The organism is Saccharopolyspora antiqui (genome assembly GCF_052246905.1).
Lineage (GTDB): Bacteria > Actinomycetota > Actinomycetes > Mycobacteriales > Pseudonocardiaceae > Saccharopolyspora.
The window spans coordinates 67,916-85,296 of sequence record NZ_JBQQBO010000019.1; the positions used below are offsets into that span (position 1 = coordinate 67,916).

Here is a 17,381-nt window from a genome sequence, read left to right on the forward strand (position 1 = left end):
CAGATCAGGGAGCACAGGCCAGGGAGCACAGGCCGGAGAACACAGGCCAGCCGGACGCCGAACGGTCCGGCCCCGCTCAGCGGGAACCGGACCGCGCGGATGACGTTCTCGGTGTTCGTCTTCGAAGCGGCGCAGCCGTTTCAGCCAGCGCGCAAGGTGGTCGCTCGCGAGTTCTCCGACGTAGTCGGGAGCCCGCGGACCTCAACTGGCGTGACACCAGGTGACCACCTACGTCAAAACAGTCAGGAACAGCCCCTGAGAGCCTGTCGCCGAGCTCGTTTTGCCTTGCGGTGCGAGTAGCGGAACCTCAGACGCCGTCTCGACTCCGCCGATCCCCGACATCATGTATGCCCATACACCATGTCGAGGCAGGCCTCGCGGAGAACGGCAGTGGGCAGAGCCTGAGAACCCGCGGCAGTGCAAGCGCCGTACGTGGACTAAGCGGCTGCGCCGCTTCAGAACAAAACCAAAGACGGCCCCTCAGACCTTGCGGACACCGTCTGCTTGGGTGCGGCCGTCACGCCCCGCTTTCACTTCGAATTCGACCCGATCCCCTTCGGAAAGGGTTCGGAAACCAGACATGTTGATCGCGGAGTAATGGACGAACACATCAGATCCACCGTCCGTCGCGATGAATCCGTAGCCCTTCTCCGAGTTGAACCATTTGACCGTGCCGACCGCCACGGCGTCCTCCTCATGGAAAAAGTGATGCACGACGCGCCAGGCGCCGCTGGAGCAACGGACACGCTACCCCAGAAATCAAGCCTCGTCGCGGGTTCGGCAATGCGACTTTTCCGTTAAACGCTGGGCCGAATGGGTGTCTTTCTCGGCCACTGTCCGTTATCGGAGTGGGTATAACCGGCGAAATTCCCCCGAGTGCACGAATCCGTATTGCGCCCTCGGCGAAATTCTCAGGATCGGGCGCCTAGGCCATTTGCCTGCAACCAGCTGACGAGTCCTCGGGGATTGCGAGTTTGGGTCAGCACCTGGCCCGGCCCGGCGAAATCGAACACCAGGCCTTCACCACTCTTCAGCGATTGGGTGATGCCCTGGTTCATCTGGCGCAACCGGGTTTGCACCATATCGGCGTAAGCCACCACGTGACCGGTATCGATCGTCACGTACTCACCGGGCTGCAACGTCACCACGTCCAGCGCGCCGTAGCAGCAGACCACCACCGGGCCCTGGCCGCCGACGTGGGTCATGAAACCGCCCTCACCGCCGAAGAGGTTCTGGAACCCGCCCCACTGCGTCTCGACGTGCGCCGTGCTCGCCGAAGCGAGCCAGCAGCCCTTGGTCACGCACCAGCCGACCCGGCCGTCGAGTTCGAGCACGTTCAGGTCGCCGGGCAGGTTGGGCGCCACATCGACCCAGCCGCCCTGCTGCGGGGCCGTGTAGGTCGACACGAAGAACGACTCGCCACCGAGCGCGGCCCGGGCCAACGACTTCAGGAAACCGCCGTGCGCCCGCGCCTCGACGGTCACGCCGTAGCTGGTGGCCAGCATCGCACCGGATTCGACCTGCACCGGCTCACCGGGCGCGAGCACCAGCCGAGCCACCCCGAACGAAGGCGTGTGACGAGTGCGGACCTGCACGGATACCTCCTAGGGCAGACTGCGGGGGTCGCCTTGCACCGGTGGTCGACTTACGTGCGTGCAAAGGCGCTCGCCTGACGTCAAGCAGGCCAGACCGCCCGCTCCTCGCGATCTCGCGACCGTCACACGAGTCTGCCACGGGCGATCGGTGCGACGATTCGCACGCCGGTAGGGACAGCAGGGGGCTGGATGACCGATGATCGGGGCGTGTCGCACGGAACCGAACCCTCTGCTCTGACCGCGGTCGCCGATCACCAGGCGAAGGTCGCCGCGTTGCTGCCCCCGACGCCGGTGCTGGCCAAGCCGTTGGCGGACTGCCTCGGGCACGCCTTGGCCGAAGACCTGACCACGCCGATCTCGCTGCCGCCATTCGACAACTCGGCGATGGACGGCTACGCGGTCCGCTCGGTCGACCTCGCCGAAGCGACCCAGCAGCACCCGGTGAAGCTGCCCGTCCACGAGGACATCCCGGCTGGCCGGATCGACGTGCCACCGCTGCAACCCGGCAGCGCACACCGGATCATGACCGGTGCTCAACTGCCGCCCGGCGCGGACGCGGTGATCCCGGTGGAACGCACCGACGGCGGCACCGAGCAGGTGCAGCTGTTCACCCCGGTGCAGCTGGGCGCGCACGTGCGGCGCAGCGGCGAGGACGTCGCGGCGGGCGACACGGTGCTCACCGCGGGCAGCACGCTGGGGCCCGCGCAGCTGGGCGTTGCCGCTGCCGTCGGGGCCGCGCAGCTGTCCGTGCACCGGCCGGTGCGGGTGCTGGTGCTGTCCACCGGCTCGGAACTGGTGGCGCCGGGCACCGCCCTGCAACCCGGGCAGATCTACGAGTCCAACGGCCTGATGCTGGCCGCCGCGGTGCGCGAGGCCGGTGGCACGGCCACCCTGCTGCGCTTCGTGCCGGATGACGTCGAGGCCTTCCACGCCGCGCTGGCCCCGCACCTGGACTCGACGGACCTGCTGATCACCTCCGGCGGGGTCAGCGCCGGGGCGTACGAGGTGGTCAAGGACGCGCTCACCGGCAACGGCGTCGAGTTCACCAAGGTCGCGATGCAGCCGGGCATGCCGCAGGGCTGCGGCCGATACCGCGGCGGCGTCGCCGTGGTGACGCTACCGGGCAATCCGGTCAGCTCGATGGTGTCCTTCGAGGTCTTCGTGCGGCCCGCGCTGCGCGCCGCGGCCGGGCACCGGAACACCCAGCGGCCGGTGCGGCAGGCGACGCTGGTCGAGGCGCTGACCTCACCGGCGGGCAGACGCCAGTACCGCCGGGGCAGGTTCGACCCGGCCACCGGCACCGTGGTGCTGCAGGGTGCGCCCGGCTCGCACCTGCTGGCGGAGCTCGCCAGGGCGAACTGCCTGCTGGCGATCCCCGAAGACGTCACCGAACTCGCCGCGAAGTCCACAGTGGACGTGACGTTGCTGGACTGACACCGGCGCCGATCCGGACAGCTGCCGAGACCCGTCCGGAGCCGGGATCGCACAAAACCGGCACAGCTGCTGGTTTTTGCGGTTCCGCAACGGAAACGAGCTTGGCGCGCCTTCTTATTGACGGATCCCACCGGCTTGGCCAAGACTGCACCACCGTCCCAAACCATCCCCTCCGGAGTTCTGCACCGTGCGTGGCCCCTGGCGCGCCTTCCTGGCGCTGGCGTTGCACATCGGCTTCTTCCTCGCGCCGATCGCGTTGGTCCTCGGGCTGCTCGCGATCGCGGCGTTCACCTTCCGATACGACCACGGCAGCGGGCTGAAGGCCGCGCTGGCGGCAGTGGTGGTCGGCTCGATGCTCGCGATCGGGCTGCGCGCCGTGCTGCGCTCGCGGGTGCGGCCACGGGGTGTCCCGCTCTACCGCGAAGAACAGGCGCAGGTGTGGCGGATCGTGGCGTCGATCGCCTCCACCGCCGACGCCCCGCCACCCGATGAAATCCGAATCACCTCCGAGCCGAACGCGATCATCCGCGAGGACACCGCGCTGCTCGGCCTGCGCACCCGCACCCGATACCTGGAGATCGGGTTGCCGCTGCTCGCCGCGCTCAACGTCAGCGAACTGCGGGCCGTGGTCGCGCACCAGCTCGGCCGCCTGACCGGCCGCAACCGGCTGACCGTGACGGCCTACCGCGCATCGGCCAGCGTGGAACGCACCGTGTCGAGCCTGACCGGCGGCCCGGTCAAGTGGTTGTTCGCCGGTTACGCCCGACTGTTCACCGCGATCGCGGCCACCACCGGGCACGCCCTCGAATTCGCCGCCGACGCCATCGCGGTCCGGGAGGCGGGCAGCCGCGCCGCCGTCACCGCCCTGCGCAAGGCGGTCGCCATCGAAATCGGTTGGCGGGAGTACTCGGAGGAGTACCTCAGCATGGCCACCGCGATCGGCCACGCGCCGGACGTGCTGCTGGGGTTCCGGTCCTTCATGGAGCACCCGACGCGCAAGCCCCAGCTGGCCGAACGCGTCAAGCGGACCATCGTCGAAGAACGCGACGGCGACCGAACGCACCCGCCCGTCCGCCAGCGCATCGACGTGATGCGGCGGATCAAGGTCGCCGAGCAGGAACTCGACGAGCGGCCCGGGTTCGCCGTGCTGCGCAACCCGCGCAAGAGCGTCCCCGAACTCGAAGATCGCCTGATGATCGACGGCCTCAAGCGTCGGCTGGCCTGGCCGGAACTGGCTCGGCTGGCCGGTGCGGCGCACGTCGCGGACCAGGCCGCGCTGCTGAGTTCGGCCGCGGCGCAGAGCGGATTGCCGGTGGAGCCGACCATCGGCGGCATCCTGCCCGCCATCCACCGCGGCGAGGGCCTCGACCTGATCAACCCGGTGCTCAACCCCGGCCTGTCCCCGGAACGCATCGAGCAGGCCGCCGTCGACACGCTGACCGAGCTGCTCGGTTGCGCCGTGGTGGACGCGCTGATCTGCGCCCGGCGGGCGCACCACGAACTGGACTGGGGCGGCCCGTCGACGGTGCGGCTGGCCAACGGGCACCCGCTGGACCCGGACCGGCTGGTCCGCCCCGCGATCACCGATCCCCGGCTGATCCCCGGGCTGCACCGCGCGCTGGTGGACCTCGGGGTGCCGCTGACCCACACGCGCCGCCCGGCCGCCGAACCCGAGCCCGAGCTGGCCGGAATAGTCAGCCCGGTGCAGTGCCCCGGCGGCAGCTATGACCTGTTGGTCACCGATCGGGGGCTGGTGCTGCTGCCCAGCTCGGCCAGCACCACGAAACGCCTGTTGGCGGGCACCCTCGCCCGGCTGCGCCAAGCCGAGCAGGAACAACTCGGCGAGCTGGCCGCGACGCCGATCAGCGAGCTCCGCGAGCGGCCCGACGCGCAGTGGGTGGACAGCCGGGACGTGGCCAGCGCCCGGTTGGACCAGGACCGCGCGGGCTGGTCGCTGTCGGTCGAGCTGTACCTCGACGAGTACGCGGTATCGGAGCTGGACAGCGATTGCGTGCACAGCGAAGCGGACGGCGTTTGCGCGTTGGTGCTGCGCAGCACGGCCGATGGCGTGGAGCACGGCGACCCGTATCGAGGCCTCGGCGAGCTGATGGGGGCGCGGATGAACCTGGAAGACCCCGTTTACACGAACGAGTGAAACGAGTCCGGAACTTGATGACGCTTCGTCATGTAACGGGCCGCAAAGGTCCTCCAATAGCGGCTACGGACTTTTTGTGAACTCAATTACACTGGAAACCGCGTAACGAACCGTCGATCAAATACATCTCCAAGACGTCCGCATTTCCCACTCCTGCTTGCCGGTGGGGCGGACGTGCCGAGGACCGTGCGCCGTCGGGGGGTGCACGGACCCGCACTAGAGGAGGCCGTTCGGCGTCTACGGGGAGGCGCCGAACGGCCCCCTCTTCTTGGTAGTGACCGAAATACGTTCAGCTCGACCCAACGCGTTGAGCAAATGCCCGCTGGCGCCCAGCTGCCGCACCCCGGTTCTCGGCGAATGGCCGGGCGGACTTGAGCAGGCCAGTATCTATTCACCCGACCGGGTTACGCAGAGCGCGGCTTGGCGGTAGCATCCCGGATCTAAATAAACGCAGGTCAGCAGGGTTGTTCTTGATCAACTACGCCCCCTGGCGTCAGTTGGCCCGAGGCGTCCGCGATGCTGTACCCGACGACGGCGCCGGTCGGCGCTCCCCGTTCGTCAGGGGACGGCGACCGCGATCGCCGCACCATGACCGCCGACGCAGGGGCGAAGCACCTCGATGAGCACCGCGAAAGAACCGAACAAGAACCCGCTGGCGCACCTCGCCGCGCTGGCCCGCGACACGATCCCGCCGATGCACCCCGCAGGCCGCCCGTTCGTGCTCGGCTCCGCCATCGCGACCCTCCTGCTCGGTCGCCGCTGGCGCACCGCAGGCCTGCTCGGCGGCATCCTCACCGCCTGGTGCGCGTGGTTCTTCCGCGAGCCGGTACGCACCGCGCCCAGCCGCGACGGACTCGCCATCGCCCCCGCCGACGGCACCATCTCGAACATCGAACCCGCGGTGCCCCCGGCCGAACTCGGTCTCGGCGACACGCCGATGACCCGCATCAGCGTCTTCCTGACGATCTTCGACGTGCACGTCCAGCGAATCCCGTTGAGCGGCAAGGTCGAGACCATCGCCTACCGGCCCGGCAAGTTCCTCTCCGCCGACCTGGACAAGGCCAGCGAGGACAACGAACGCAACTCGCTGGTCATCCGCGCCGACAACGGCACCCAGGTCGCCGTGGTGCAGATCGCCGGACTGGTCGCGCGGCGGATCGTCTGCTCGGTCGCCGAAGGCGATGTGCTGCAGGCGGGCAGCACCTACGGGCTGATCCGGTTCGGCTCGCGGGTGGACCTCTACCTGCCGACCGGCAGCCGGATCCTGGTCGAGCCCGGTCAGCGCACCATCGGCGGGGAGACCGCGCTAGCCGAACTACCGCAGGGCGCCTCATGAGCATGCGCACCACCCCCGGCGTCCGGCTGCTGCCCAACGCGATCACCGTGCTGGCGATGTGCGCCGGGCTGTCCGCGGTCCAGTTCGCGCTGAACGGCCACCTGACCGGCGCCATCGCGGCCGTCGCGGTCGCCGCCGTGCTCGACGGTCTCGATGGGCGGATCGCCCGACTCCTCGACGCCACCTCCAAGATGGGTGCCGAACTCGACTCGCTGTCCGACGCGATGTCCTTCGGCGTCGCCCCGGCGCTGACGCTGTACGCGTGGCAGTTGCAGGACAACCGGGCCGGTTGGGTGGTCGCGCTGATCTTCGCGGTGTGCATGGTGCTGCGCCTCGCCCGGTTCAACACGCTGCTCGACGACACCGAACAACCGCCGTACGCCAAGGAGTTCTTCGTCGGCGTGCCCGCCCCGGCCGCCGGGCTGCTCGCGCTGCTGCCGATCGTCCTGACCGCGCACTTCGGCTACCCGGGCTGGTGGGCGGACCAGAACCTGGTGATGGTCTGGATGGTGCTGATCGCGGCGCTGGCCGTCAGCCGGGTGCCCACGCTGTCTCTCAAGACCGTCAAGGTGCCGCCGCGCGCTGCCGCCCCGCTGCTGGTGCTGGTCGCGCTGCTGGCCGCCGGGATCATCATGTTCCCGCTGATCTCGCTGGCGATCGCCATGGCGATCTACCTGCTGCACGTGCCCTACGCGGTCTACCGGCACAACTGGCTGGCCAACCACCCGGAGGCGTGGGGGATGCCGCCGCGGGAGCGGCGCGCGATCCGGCGGCGCGGCCAGCGCCGCCTCGGCCTGCGGCCGCCGCTGCGCCGCCGCGTGGCGGGCGCCGCGCGGCGGGTGCGCCTACCACGGCGCTACAGCCATCCCGACGGCCCGCGCCGCAGCTGGCGCCGCCTGGAGCTGCGCCGCAGCCGCAACGACGGCGCCCCGCGCCAGTGAACTTCCCGAGGTGAAGGGCACCTTCCACCAACTAAGTTGGCGAAAGGTGCCCTTCACCTACCAATCTCTTGGGTGGCCCGGGACAGGCCGGACCGCGGGCCCGCGCGGCGCGCCGGGATCGGCTGATGGTGGCGGCGCGGCGCGGCTAAGCTCGCGGCCGTGCCGTCCATCACGCTGACCGCCCGCCTTTCCCCATCGGCCAAGGACACCCGGCGCGGGGTGGTGCGCATGCACCCGGAAGTCCTCGACGCCCTGGGGTTGCGACCGTGGAACGCCGTGCGGCTGACCGGGACTCGGATCACCGTCGCCCTCGCCGCCGCGGCCGAGCCCGGCAGCGCGACCGGGGTGCTGCTGCTCGACGACGTGGCCCTGATGAACCTCGGTCTCACCGAAGGCGCCGAGGTCGGTGTCTCGCCGGTGCAGGTCGCGGTCGCGAAGCGGGTGAGCATCGCCGGTTCACAGCTCGCGCGCGCCACCGTGGCCGCCGAGACCGTGCGATTGGCGTTGACCGGCAAGGTCTTCGGCACCGGCGACACGGTGTCGCTGCTGCCCCAGGACATCGGCCCGGCGACCACCGCGAACGCCGGTGAGGTGCGTCGCAAGCTCTCCACCGCGATCGGGATGACCTGGACCAACGAGCTGATCACCATCGCGGCCACCGAACCGGCCGGCGCGGTGGCCGTCCAACCGTCCACAGTGGTCGAATGGCGGGACGGCGCCACCTCGGAGCCGATACCTGCCATACCGGCGGTGCCGGAACCAGCCCGGCCGGTCGAGACCGCGATTCCGGTCGCCGACCTGGTCGGTTCCCGCGATGCGGTGAAGCGGCTCACCGAATGGCTGCGGCTGGCCTTCGACCAGCCCGAACTGCTGCGCCGCCTCGGCGCCGAACCGCAGCTGGGCGTGCTGCTCAGCGGCCCGGCCGGGGTCGGCAAGGCGACCCTGGCCCGCGCCGTGACCGGCTCGATCGGCGCCGAGCTCGTCGAACTCGCCGCGCCCAGCGTCGCCGCGCTCGAATCCCGCGCCGCCGCCGCGCGCCTCCAGCAGGCCATCAACCGCGCCACCAGCGCGACCGGCAACTGCGTGCTGCTGCTGACCGACGTCGAGAGCCTGCTGCCGGGCACCGAGCCGCCGCCGCTGGCCACCGTGGCGCTCGATGCGATCCGCGGCGCGATCGGCGCCGACCGGCTCGCCGTGGTGGTCACCAGCTCGCAACCGCAGGCGATCGACCCGAGGCTGCGCGAACCGGGGCTGGTGGACCGCGAACTCACCCTCGGTCTGCCCGACGACGCCACCCGCACCGACCTGCTGCGGGTGCTGCTGCGCAACGCGCCGCTGGCCACCGACGTCAAGCTGGCCGAGGTCGCCGAGCGCACGCCGGGATTCGTGGTCGCCGACCTGGTGGCGCTGTGCCGGGAAGCGGCCGTGGGCGCCGCCCTGCGGCACCAGGACGACACCGCCGACCCCCGCATCCGGCAACAGGACCTGATGGACGCGCTGTCCTCGGTCCGGCCGATCTCGATGTCCACATCGGACAACCTGCAGACCGGCGGGCTGGTGCTCGACGACGTCGGGGACATGGCCGAGGTGAAGCAGGCGCTCACCGAAACGGTGCTCTGGCCGTTGCAGTACCCGGATTCGTTCACCCGGCTCGGCGTCGAGCCGCCGCGCGGCGTGCTGCTGTACGGGCCGCCGGGCTGCGGCAAGACCTTCCTGGTGCGGGCTCTGGCGGGCAGCGGGCGGCTGAACGTGCTCGCGGTCAAGGGCGCGGAGCTGATGGACAAGTGGGTCGGCGAGTCCGAGCGCGCGGTGCGCGAACTGTTCCTGCGGGCCGCCAACGCCGCTCCGGCGCTGGTGTTCCTCGACGAGGTGGACGCGTTGGCGCCGCGCCGCGGGCAGTCCTCGGACTCCGGGGTGGCCGACCGGGTGGTGGCGGCGCTGCTGACCGAACTCGACGGCGTGGAGCCGATGCGCGACGTGGTCGTGCTCAGCGCCACGAACCGACCGGAGCTGGTCGACCCGGCGCTGCTGCGCCCCGGCCGCCTGGAGCGGCTGGTGTACGTCCCACCGCCGGATACCAGCGCCCGGGAGGCGATCCTGCGATCGGCGGCGAAGAACACACCACTGACGTCCGATGTGGACCTGGCAGCGCTGGCCGGAGACCTCGACGGCTACTCGGCAGCCGACTGCGCCGCCCTGATCCGCGAAGCCGCCCTCACCGCAATGCGCGAATCCCTAGCCGCAGCCCAAGTTTCCGCCACCCACCTGACCGCAGCCCGCAACGCGATCCGCCCCTCCCTCGACCCAGCCCAACTGGCAGCCCTGGAGTCCTACGCCGCAAACCGCCCCCCAACCAAGCGATCTTCACCCAGCACTCGAATGGGGGTTACTTGGTGTTGGTGGTGCCCTTGTAGTCGTTGGTGATGATGGCGATCAGGCCTGGGGTGGCGTCCTGGATGCCGTCGAAGCGGGGTTCGGCGCGTGCGCCGAATTGGGCGGCCAGGTCCTTGGCCTGGCGCTCCTCGTCGGTGCCCGGCCGGAAGTAGACCGTCGTGGTGGGGATGCGCCCGGCCGAGTAGTTGCCGACCTCCGGCACGTCGTAACCAGCGCGGCGGAAGTCGTCCGCCGCGCGGTGCGCCAGCTGGCTGATCGTGCTGTTGTTGTACACCCGCACCACGATCTTGGTCGCCGCGTCGCCGGAGCCGACCGGCACGTCCTGGTTCGGCGTGGTCTGCGGCGGGGCGAGCTGCTGGGTGTCCGGCACGACCGGCGGCGGCGTGTTCGCGGGCGGCGGCAGCACGGCGGAGTCGACGGGCGGGATCGGGGCGGGTGAGGTGATCGGCGGGTTGGTGCCCTGTTCCGGGGGCAGCGGCCGGGCCGAATTCGCCGTGTCCCCACCGGAAACCAGCGTGGCGATGCCGACGACGCCCGCGATCGCACCGACCCCGATCAGACCGAAGCCGATGATCTTGGCCTTGGCGGGTCCGGCGGACGGTTCCCCTGAAGTCATCAGTACAACTCGATTCCCAGTCGTTGGGCGGCCCGCGCGCGCTGCCGACCCGCCCGTCCCTTGCGCAGCCGTTTGATCAGCATAGGGTCTGCCCGCACCGCGGCCGGACTGTCCACCAGCGCGTTCAGCACTTGGTAGTAGCGCGACGCCGACATGTCGAACAGCTCGCGGATCGCCCGCTCCTTCAGGCCGGAGCGCTTCCACCACTGCGCCTCGAAAGCCAGGATGCTGCGCTCCCGGTCGGTGAGTTCGATGAACCGCGTCGACGGTTGGGGTGACGGCGGTGCCGGCTGGGGCGGCACCGGCGGCGGATCGACGATCCGCTCGATCGGCTGGGTGATCGGCTCGGCGAGTCGCAAGCGCCGAACGTCCGACGATTTGTGCCGTTGTTGCAAGCGCGCCAGTTGCTCGCACTGACGAGCGATCTCCTGCGCGGTCAGCATTTGAGCGGCGTCCATCTGGCTCCTCGCCTCGCGATTCGGGACTTCCCGCCTTCGCCGGAATCACATGGCTGTGATTCCGTCTTAATTACACCATGCCCAGATTCGCGGTGTGAGCGGATCACATCGGCGGGTAGCTGGCAAGAGCACCTCGCTGCACCGGGCACGAAAGCCGCTAAAGTCCCGCCCATGGCTGTTCACCCGATTCGTGTCGTCGGCGACCCGGTGCTGCACAACCCCACCCGTCCGGTGGAGCGCTTCGACGACGAACTTCGCACCCTCGTCGACGACATGTTCGAGACGATGGCCGCCGCCAACGGGGTCGGGCTCGCGGCCAACCAGATCGGCGTCGACCTGCGGCTGTTCGTCTACGACTGCCCGGACGACGAGGGTGTCCAGCACCGCGGCCTGGTGGTCAACCCGGAGCTGACGACCTCGGAGATCCCGCAGACCATGCCGGACCCGGACGACGACTCGGAGGGCTGCCTGTCGGTGCCCGGCGAGACCTACCCGACCGGCCGGGCGAGCTGGGCGAGGGTCATCGGGTCCGATGTGGACGGCAAGCCGGTCGAGGTCGAAGGCACCGGCTTCTTCGCCCGCTGCCTGCAACACGAAACCGACCACCTGGACGGCCACCTGTACCTGGAGCGGCTGACCGGTCGCTACGCCCGGGCGGCGAAGAAGATGGTCCGGCGCAACGGTTGGGGCGTACCTGGCCTGTCCTGGGACCCGGCCGAAACCGGCGACCCCTTCGCCGAGGAGGACTGACGCTTCAGAACTCCTTGGTCTCCAAGGTGAAGTCGAACGGCTCCGGCAACTCGATGGGGTCCCCAAAGGGAACACGGTGCAAGCGTCGATAACGCCCGTCCAGAGGCTCGGAATACAACAGCACCGAAGGCCCATCCGCAGCGAAACGATCGATCAACAGATACAACGGCACACCCGCGTGGGCATAGTTCCACAGCTTCGTTTTTCTATCCCTCTCCGCATTGCTCTTTGAGGTGATCTCGACGGCGAGCAGCGCCTGCCCTGCAGCAATGGGCGTCGGATCGTCGTCTGTCGGCATCACATCCAGTGGAATGACCACCACGTCAGGGATAAAAAGACTGCTCCGCAACGGGATCGCAACGCCAGAAGTTTGGAAGATCGCCCACTCATCGGGAATTTCACGCGAAAGGGCACGATGCACCTGATTCGCGATCAAGTTGTGGCCGTGTCCTGGCGGCGGCGTCATGACGATGCTCTCCTCGATGATCTCCGCGCGCCAAGCCCTGTTGGGCAGATCCAGGTGCTCCCAGACCTGAACCAGTTCATCCCACGTCGAGCGTTCGAACGCCGGGGCAGCAGTCATAGCGCGGTCACCTCCTGTGTCGATGTCATCACGCACCGTACTCACCACCCCTGACAACGTTGCGATCTCGCTGGTCATGAGCCTAACGGCAAATCGCGCTGCCGTCATCGGAGTGAACGGGGTTGGCAATGCCGCGGGGCTGCCGCTAGCGTCTGGCGGCGTCAAGAGAAAACCGCGGGAGCTCGCACCAACAGCGGGCTGAGAGGGCGGCTGGAGAACTCCGGGGCCGCCGACCGCATGAACCTGACTGGGTAATGCCAGCGTAGGGAGTGGGTGGCAGTGGCCGACGTGCGTTCGAACTCTTCCAGCAGCGCAACCGAAATCACCACCGGGCCGATCAGCGGTTCCCGGAAGGTGTACCGCAACACCGAATCCGGCCTGCAAGTGCCAGCCCGCCGCATCGAGTTGAGCAACGGCGAGCACCTCGACGTGTACGACACCTCCGGGCCGTACACCGACGAGAACGCCGCCATCGACGTCCACAGTGGACTTCATCGGATGCGGTCGGGATGGGCCGACGGCCGGGAGCACCGAACCCAGCTCGGCTGGGCGAAAGCCGGTGTCATCACCCGGGAAATGGAGTACATCGCCGCGCGCGAAGGTGTGTCGGCCGAGCTGGTCCGGGACGAGGTGGCAATCGGCCGGGCGGTGATCCCGGCCAACCGCTGCCACCCGGAGAGCGAGCCGATGATCATCGGCAAGAAGTTCCTGGTGAAGGTCAACGCCAACATCGGCAACTCCGCGGTGACCTCCTCGGTCGAGGAGGAGGTGGAGAAGATGGTGTGGGCCACCCGGTGGGGCGCCGACACCGTCATGGACCTCTCCACCGGCAAGCGGATCCACGAGACCCGGGAGCGGATCCTGCGCAACTCCCCGGTGCCGATCGGCACCGTGCCGATCTACCAGGCACTGGAGAAGGTCAACGGCGATCCGGCTGCGCTGACCTGGGCGATCTACCGCGACACCGTCATCGAGCAGTGCGAGCAGGGCGTGGACTACATGACCGTGCACGCCGGTGTGCTGCTGCGCTACGTGCCGCTGACCGCGAACCGGGTCACCGGCATCGTGTCCCGCGGCGGGTCGATCATGGCCGCCTGGTGCCTGGCGCACCACCAGGAGAGCTTCCTGTACACGCACTTCAGCGAGCTGTGCGAGATCCTGCGCGCCTACGACGTCACGTTCTCCCTCGGCGACGGCCTGCGGCCCGGCTCCATCGCGGACGCCAACGACCGCGCGCAGTTCGCCGAACTGGAGACCCTCGGCGAACTGACCCACATCGCCCGCGAGCACGACGTGCAGGTGATGATCGAAGGGCCCGGCCACGTGCCGATGCACAAGATCGCGGAGAACGTGCGGCTGGAAGAAGAACTCTGCGGTGAGGCGCCGTTCTACACGCTCGGCCCGCTGACCACCGACATCGCACCCGCCTACGACCACATCACCTCCGGGATCGGCGCGGCGATGATCGCCCAGGCGGGCACCGCGATGCTCTGCTACGTGACGCCGAAGGAGCACCTCGGGCTGCCCAACCGGGACGACGTCAAGACCGGCGTGATCACCTACAAGATCGCCGCGCACGCCGCCGACCTGGCCAAGGGCCACCCGCGCGCGCAGGACTGGGACGACGCGTTGTCCAAGGCGCGGTTCGAGTTCCGCTGGACCGACCAGTTCAACCTGTCGCTGGACCCGGACACCGCGCGGGCCTTCCACGACGAGACGCTGCCCGCCGAGCCCGCCAAGACCGCGCACTTCTGCTCCATGTGCGGGCCGAAGTTCTGCTCGATGAAGATCACCCAGGACGTCCGGAAGTTCGCCGAGGAGCGCGGCCTGACCAGCGTCGAGGCGATCGAGGCAGGCATGCGCGAGAAGTCCGCCGAGTTCGCCGGAACCGGCAACAAGGTCTACCTCCCCCTCGCGGACTGAACCGGGGTGAGGGGCACCCGTGCCCCGGTTACTGGGTCACGGGTGCCCCTCACCCCGCGAAAACGTCCCGGAAGATCGCCAGGACCAGGGCCGTAACATGAGCTGGATGCACGAGATCTCGGCCGGGCACGAAAGTCGGCCCGCGAACGACACCGCCCCTCCGACCGCGCTGACCATCGCCGGGTCGGATTCAGGTGGCAGTGCCGGGATGCACGCCGACCTGCGTACCTTCTTCGCCTGCGGAGTCCACGGGATGACCGCGGTCACCGCGGTGACCGTGCAGAACACCGTCGGCGTCACCGGGCTGGTGGAGATCCCGCCGGAGACCGTCGCCGCGCAGATCGACGCCGTCGCCTCGGACATCGGGGTGGACGCCGCAAAGACCGGGGTGCTCGCCTCGGCGGCCACCATCGAGGCAGTGCTGGAGGTCTGCGACACCCACGGCATCGGGCGAGGTGGCCGCACCCCGTTCATCGTCGACCCGGTGGCCGCCTCCCGCAGCGGCGAACCGCTGCTCCGACCGGACGCGCTGGATGCCTTGCGGTACCAGGCTTTTCCGCGCGCCACGCTGGCCACCCCGAACCTCGACGAGGTTCGGCTGCTGACCGGGATCGACGCGCGCACCCGCGCGGACCTGCTGGACGCCGCGAAGGCGGTCTTCGACTTCGGGCCGCAGTGGGTGCTGATCAAAAGCGGTCACCTGGCCGACGACCCGGAATGCGTCGACCTGCTCTTCGACGGCACCGAGGCGGTCGCGCTGCCCGGTCCGCGATACGCGACGGTGCACACCCACGGCGCGGGCGACGTGTTCGCCTCGGCGATCACCGCGGCCCTGGCGAAGGGGGCCTCGGTGCCGGACGCGGTGCGCAGCGGGAAGCGGTTCGTCACGCGCAGCGTGTCGCACGCGTATCCGCTGGGCGCCGGGGTCGGGCCGGTGTCTACGTTCTGGCGGGTCAGCCCGCGGTCGTTCTGACCTCGCCAGCGCGCGCTGACGAAGACGCACGTCGAGCATGCCCACCCCCAACCGGCCCCCTAATAGAGTGATTTCGGTCCCGGATCTGTAACCCGAATGGCGTTGCTCATCGACATACTCGTCAAGAAGCGCGTAATTCCCAGACTGCGGGCCACCGGCGGCAGGCGGTTTGCTTCGCGCTGCGCGCACTAGGACGACAGGGGTTTTCAACAGCGTGGCTAAATCGGTGTGGACACGAGTGCGGCAAGGGCTGGCCACCGAATCAGGCGCACCGGACCCTCGGCAACACCAATACGCCGTGCTGGTGCTCGTCGCCGTGGTGGCCGGGGCCGCCATCGGCTGGCTCTTCGAACTGCAGACCCCGGCGCTGATCGCCGGGTTGACCGCGGTGCTCGCGCTGATCGCCACCAGCGGTCAGTCGCTGCGCTCCGACCTGCACCGGTTCGTCTGGTTCACCCCGGCGCTGGTGCTCGTGATGACCGTCGGCCCGCTGCTGGTGAAGATCCCGGTGCTGGCCGGACTGGCGGTCGCCGTGGTGGTCTTCGGCACCGGCATGCTGCCCGCGCTCGGCGAGCACTACCGCATCGGTGGCCAGACCTTCGCCGCCGCGACGCTGGCGGCCACCACCACCGGGATCGGTGCTGACCAACCGGTGCTGGTGCTGCTGGGCGCAACCACCACCGGCGCGGCATTCGCGCTGGTCCTGCGGGTGATCATCGGCCTCGGTGACCCGACCAGGGCAACGCGCGCGGCGGTCGCCCGGACATTGCTCGAACCCGGTCCCGGCGTGGTCGAATCCGCTGCCGCCGCGTGGCGCGCCGATGGCTCCTGCACCTGGCTGGGCCAGGTGCTGGCCGGGGCCGCCCGGTTCCGCGCGGCGCGGGAAACCCTGCTCACGCAGGCCCAGCAGAGCGACCGGACGGAAGCCGGACGACTCCGGGAGATCGTCGCGCAGGCCGATCAGGTGGCCGCCGAACTCGCCCGCGCGGTGCGCGCCCGCGCCTGCACCGGATTGCCCGCGGTCGCTCGCCGCGACCCGGCCCAGGCAGTGCTGGCGCGCGGCGGACGACAGGACCTGCCGGACGCGGTGCGCCGCATCAACGAGGGGCTCGACCGGATTCGGGCGGCCGTGGTGCAGCGCGTCGAGACACCGCTGCCGCCGCAGGCTCCCGGCGCGCGCCGGGAGCGGTTCGCCGGTGCGGTACGGGCACACCTGTCGTTGCGGTCGTCGCTGTTCCGGCACGCGCTGCGCTGCACGCTCGCGGTCTCCATCGGCATGGTGATCGTCCTGCTGCTGCGCGACCCGTCGGCGTCCGGTCTGCTGCTCGCGCTGTACGTGGTGCTGCAACCGGCGGCCCGCGACAGCATGACCGGCGCCTTGGAACGCACCGGGGGCGCGGTGCTCGGCGTGACCGCGCTGGCGTTGCTGATCACCCTGCTGCCGGGCGCGTTCCTATTGGTACCGCTGGTGATCGGCGGCATGTTGCTGAACATGGCGCGGTTGCGCGGCGAGTACCAGACGCTGCTGGGTTGTCTGATCGTGGTGACCGTGGTCGATCAGGCGTTGCGGCTGGAGCGGCCGCCGGTGAACGTGGCGATCAGCTTCGCGGCGAACACGGCGGTCGGCGCGGCCATCGCGCTCATCGTCGGCTACGTCAGCTATCTGGTGCTGCCCAGCAGCATCCTGCCGGACGTGCGCGGCGCGGTGCGCTCCACGGTGTGGTCGGTGTCGGAGCTGCTGCGCAGCGTGCGCGCCGCTGGCCAGGGCGTCGATCTGCCCGCGGCGTTGCAGGCGGCGAACGTGCTCGCGTTGCGGCGCACCCAAGATCTGCTCGGCATGCCCGCGCTGCTCGACGGGATCGGCGAGGAGACCGACGACGACCGCGCGACCCGCGCGGCGGCCATCGCGCTCGACGCGTTGCGGCAGGACGTCGCGACCCTCGCGTTCCGGCCGGAGGCCGAACAGGCGGTCGCGGTCCCGGCGCTGCGCGCGGTGGACGACCTGCTGGCCGGCAAGCCGACGGCGCGGATCCCGGACGTGCCGGAGGGCAGCGCCCCGGCCACCGAACTGCTGGCGAGCTCGCTGGTCGAGAACGCCCTGCACGCCCGCCTGGCCATCGACCGGACCTTCGGCTACGACAGCCCGTGGAAGAGCTACACGATCACCTTCGTCCGCCCCCAACGCCTCCACATCCGCTGACCGCCCACCGAGGCCGTCGGCAC

The 17,381-nt window shown here is 69.7% G+C and carries 14 protein-coding genes; 9 read left to right on the forward strand and 5 right to left on the reverse strand.

The window, feature by feature from the left end; genetic code table 11:
* Positions 1-480 precede the first annotated feature (480 nt).
* Together ACTWQN_RS26545 and ACTWQN_RS26550 are read right to left on the reverse strand one after the other, a co-directional pair.
* Positions 481-684 carry a cold-shock protein gene (locus tag ACTWQN_RS26545; RefSeq protein WP_093268692.1) on the reverse strand — a complete coding sequence of 68 codons (204 nt, stop codon included), beginning with the start codon at positions 682-684 and terminating at the stop codon, positions 481-483.
* Positions 685-911: 227 nt separating this feature from the next.
* Complete coding sequence (locus tag ACTWQN_RS26550; RefSeq protein WP_443206297.1) at positions 912-1,595, reverse strand: TIGR00266 family protein; 684 nt, start codon at positions 1,593-1,595, stop codon at positions 912-914.
* A gap of 189 nt (positions 1,596-1,784) precedes the next feature.
* On the opposite strand from ACTWQN_RS26550, the gene moeA reads away from it, so the two are divergent.
* From moeA to ACTWQN_RS26575, 5 genes are all read left to right on the forward strand, one after another.
* Positions 1,785-3,029: a molybdopterin molybdotransferase MoeA gene (gene moeA, locus ACTWQN_RS26555; protein WP_443206298.1), complete on the forward strand. Its 1,245-nt coding sequence runs from the start codon at positions 1,785-1,787 to the stop codon at positions 3,027-3,029.
* Positions 3,030-3,216: 187 nt separating this feature from the next.
* Positions 3,217-5,184: a M48 family metalloprotease gene (locus tag ACTWQN_RS26560; RefSeq protein ID WP_443206299.1), complete on the forward strand. Its 1,968-nt coding sequence runs from the start codon at positions 3,217-3,219 to the stop codon at positions 5,182-5,184.
* Positions 5,185-5,803: 619 nt separating this feature from the next.
* Positions 5,804-6,520 (forward strand): phosphatidylserine decarboxylase, encoded by a 717-nt coding sequence (locus ACTWQN_RS26565; RefSeq protein ID WP_443206300.1) that lies wholly within the window; start codon positions 5,804-5,806, stop codon positions 6,518-6,520.
* Positions 6,517-7,461: a CDP-diacylglycerol--serine O-phosphatidyltransferase gene (gene pssA, locus ACTWQN_RS26570; RefSeq protein WP_443206301.1), complete on the forward strand. Its 945-nt coding sequence runs from the start codon at positions 6,517-6,519 to the stop codon at positions 7,459-7,461. The genes ACTWQN_RS26565 and pssA overlap by 4 nt, the downstream gene beginning before the upstream one ends.
* Before the next feature lie 159 nt (positions 7,462-7,620).
* Positions 7,621-9,885 carry an AAA family ATPase gene (locus tag ACTWQN_RS26575; protein ID WP_443206302.1) on the forward strand — a complete coding sequence of 755 codons (2,265 nt, stop codon included), beginning with the start codon at positions 7,621-7,623 and terminating at the stop codon, positions 9,883-9,885.
* Here the strand turns inward: ACTWQN_RS26575 and ACTWQN_RS26580 are convergent.
* Entirely contained in the window at positions 9,848-10,471 is a 624-nt protein-coding gene (locus ACTWQN_RS26580) for a LytR C-terminal domain-containing protein (RefSeq protein ID WP_443206303.1), read from the reverse strand. The genes ACTWQN_RS26575 and ACTWQN_RS26580 overlap by 38 nt on opposite strands.
* A complete protein-coding gene (locus tag ACTWQN_RS26585) occupies positions 10,471-10,773 on the reverse strand; it encodes a DUF3263 domain-containing protein (RefSeq protein WP_443206381.1) in 303 nt (100 codons plus the stop codon). The genes ACTWQN_RS26580 and ACTWQN_RS26585 overlap by 1 nt, the downstream gene beginning before the upstream one ends.
* A gap of 327 nt (positions 10,774-11,100) precedes the next feature.
* Between ACTWQN_RS26585 and ACTWQN_RS26590 the strand changes: the two genes are divergently transcribed.
* Complete coding sequence (locus ACTWQN_RS26590) at positions 11,101-11,679, forward strand: peptide deformylase (RefSeq protein ID WP_443206304.1); 579 nt, start codon at positions 11,101-11,103, stop codon at positions 11,677-11,679.
* Positions 11,680-11,683: 4 nt separating this feature from the next.
* Here ACTWQN_RS26590 and ACTWQN_RS26595 read toward each other — a convergent pair whose 3' ends face one another.
* Entirely contained in the window at positions 11,684-12,340 is a 657-nt protein-coding gene (locus tag ACTWQN_RS26595; protein ID WP_443206305.1) for a Uma2 family endonuclease, read from the reverse strand.
* Positions 12,341-12,541: 201 nt separating this feature from the next.
* Between ACTWQN_RS26595 and thiC the strand changes: the two genes are divergently transcribed.
* The 3 genes from thiC to ACTWQN_RS26610 all read left to right on the forward strand — a co-directional run bounded on the left by thiC (position 12,542) and on the right by ACTWQN_RS26610 (position 17,358).
* Complete coding sequence (gene thiC, locus ACTWQN_RS26600; RefSeq protein ID WP_443206306.1) at positions 12,542-14,185, forward strand: phosphomethylpyrimidine synthase ThiC; 1,644 nt, start codon at positions 12,542-12,544, stop codon at positions 14,183-14,185.
* A 106-nt stretch (positions 14,186-14,291) separates the two neighbouring features.
* Positions 14,292-15,158 carry a bifunctional hydroxymethylpyrimidine kinase/phosphomethylpyrimidine kinase gene (gene thiD / locus ACTWQN_RS26605; RefSeq protein ID WP_443206307.1) on the forward strand — a complete coding sequence of 289 codons (867 nt, stop codon included), beginning with the start codon at positions 14,292-14,294 and terminating at the stop codon, positions 15,156-15,158.
* A gap of 226 nt (positions 15,159-15,384) precedes the next feature.
* The gene (locus ACTWQN_RS26610; RefSeq protein WP_443206308.1) at positions 15,385-17,358 is read left to right on the forward strand and encodes an FUSC family protein; all 1,974 of its coding nucleotides are present in this window, start codon (positions 15,385-15,387) and stop codon (positions 17,356-17,358) included.
* The last annotated feature ends 23 nt before the right edge of the window (positions 17,359-17,381 follow it).

Coding starts and splice junctions, on each gene's coding strand:
- ACTWQN_RS26580 (WP_443206303.1), bottom strand. CDS start 10,471: ATGACTTCAGGGGAACCGTCCGCCGGACCCGCCAAGGCCAAGATCATC.
- pssA (WP_443206301.1), top strand. CDS start 6,517: ATGAGCATGCGCACCACCCCCGGCGTCCGGCTGCTGCCCAACGCGATC.
- ACTWQN_RS26590 (WP_443206304.1), top strand. CDS start 11,101: ATGGCTGTTCACCCGATTCGTGTCGTCGGCGACCCGGTGCTGCACAAC.
- ACTWQN_RS26595 (WP_443206305.1), bottom strand. CDS start 12,340: ATGACCAGCGAGATCGCAACGTTGTCAGGGGTGGTGAGTACGGTGCGT.
- moeA (WP_443206298.1), top strand. CDS start 1,785: ATGACCGATGATCGGGGCGTGTCGCACGGAACCGAACCCTCTGCTCTG.
- ACTWQN_RS26565 (WP_443206300.1), top strand. CDS start 5,804: ATGAGCACCGCGAAAGAACCGAACAAGAACCCGCTGGCGCACCTCGCC.
- thiD (WP_443206307.1), top strand. CDS start 14,292: ATGCACGAGATCTCGGCCGGGCACGAAAGTCGGCCCGCGAACGACACC.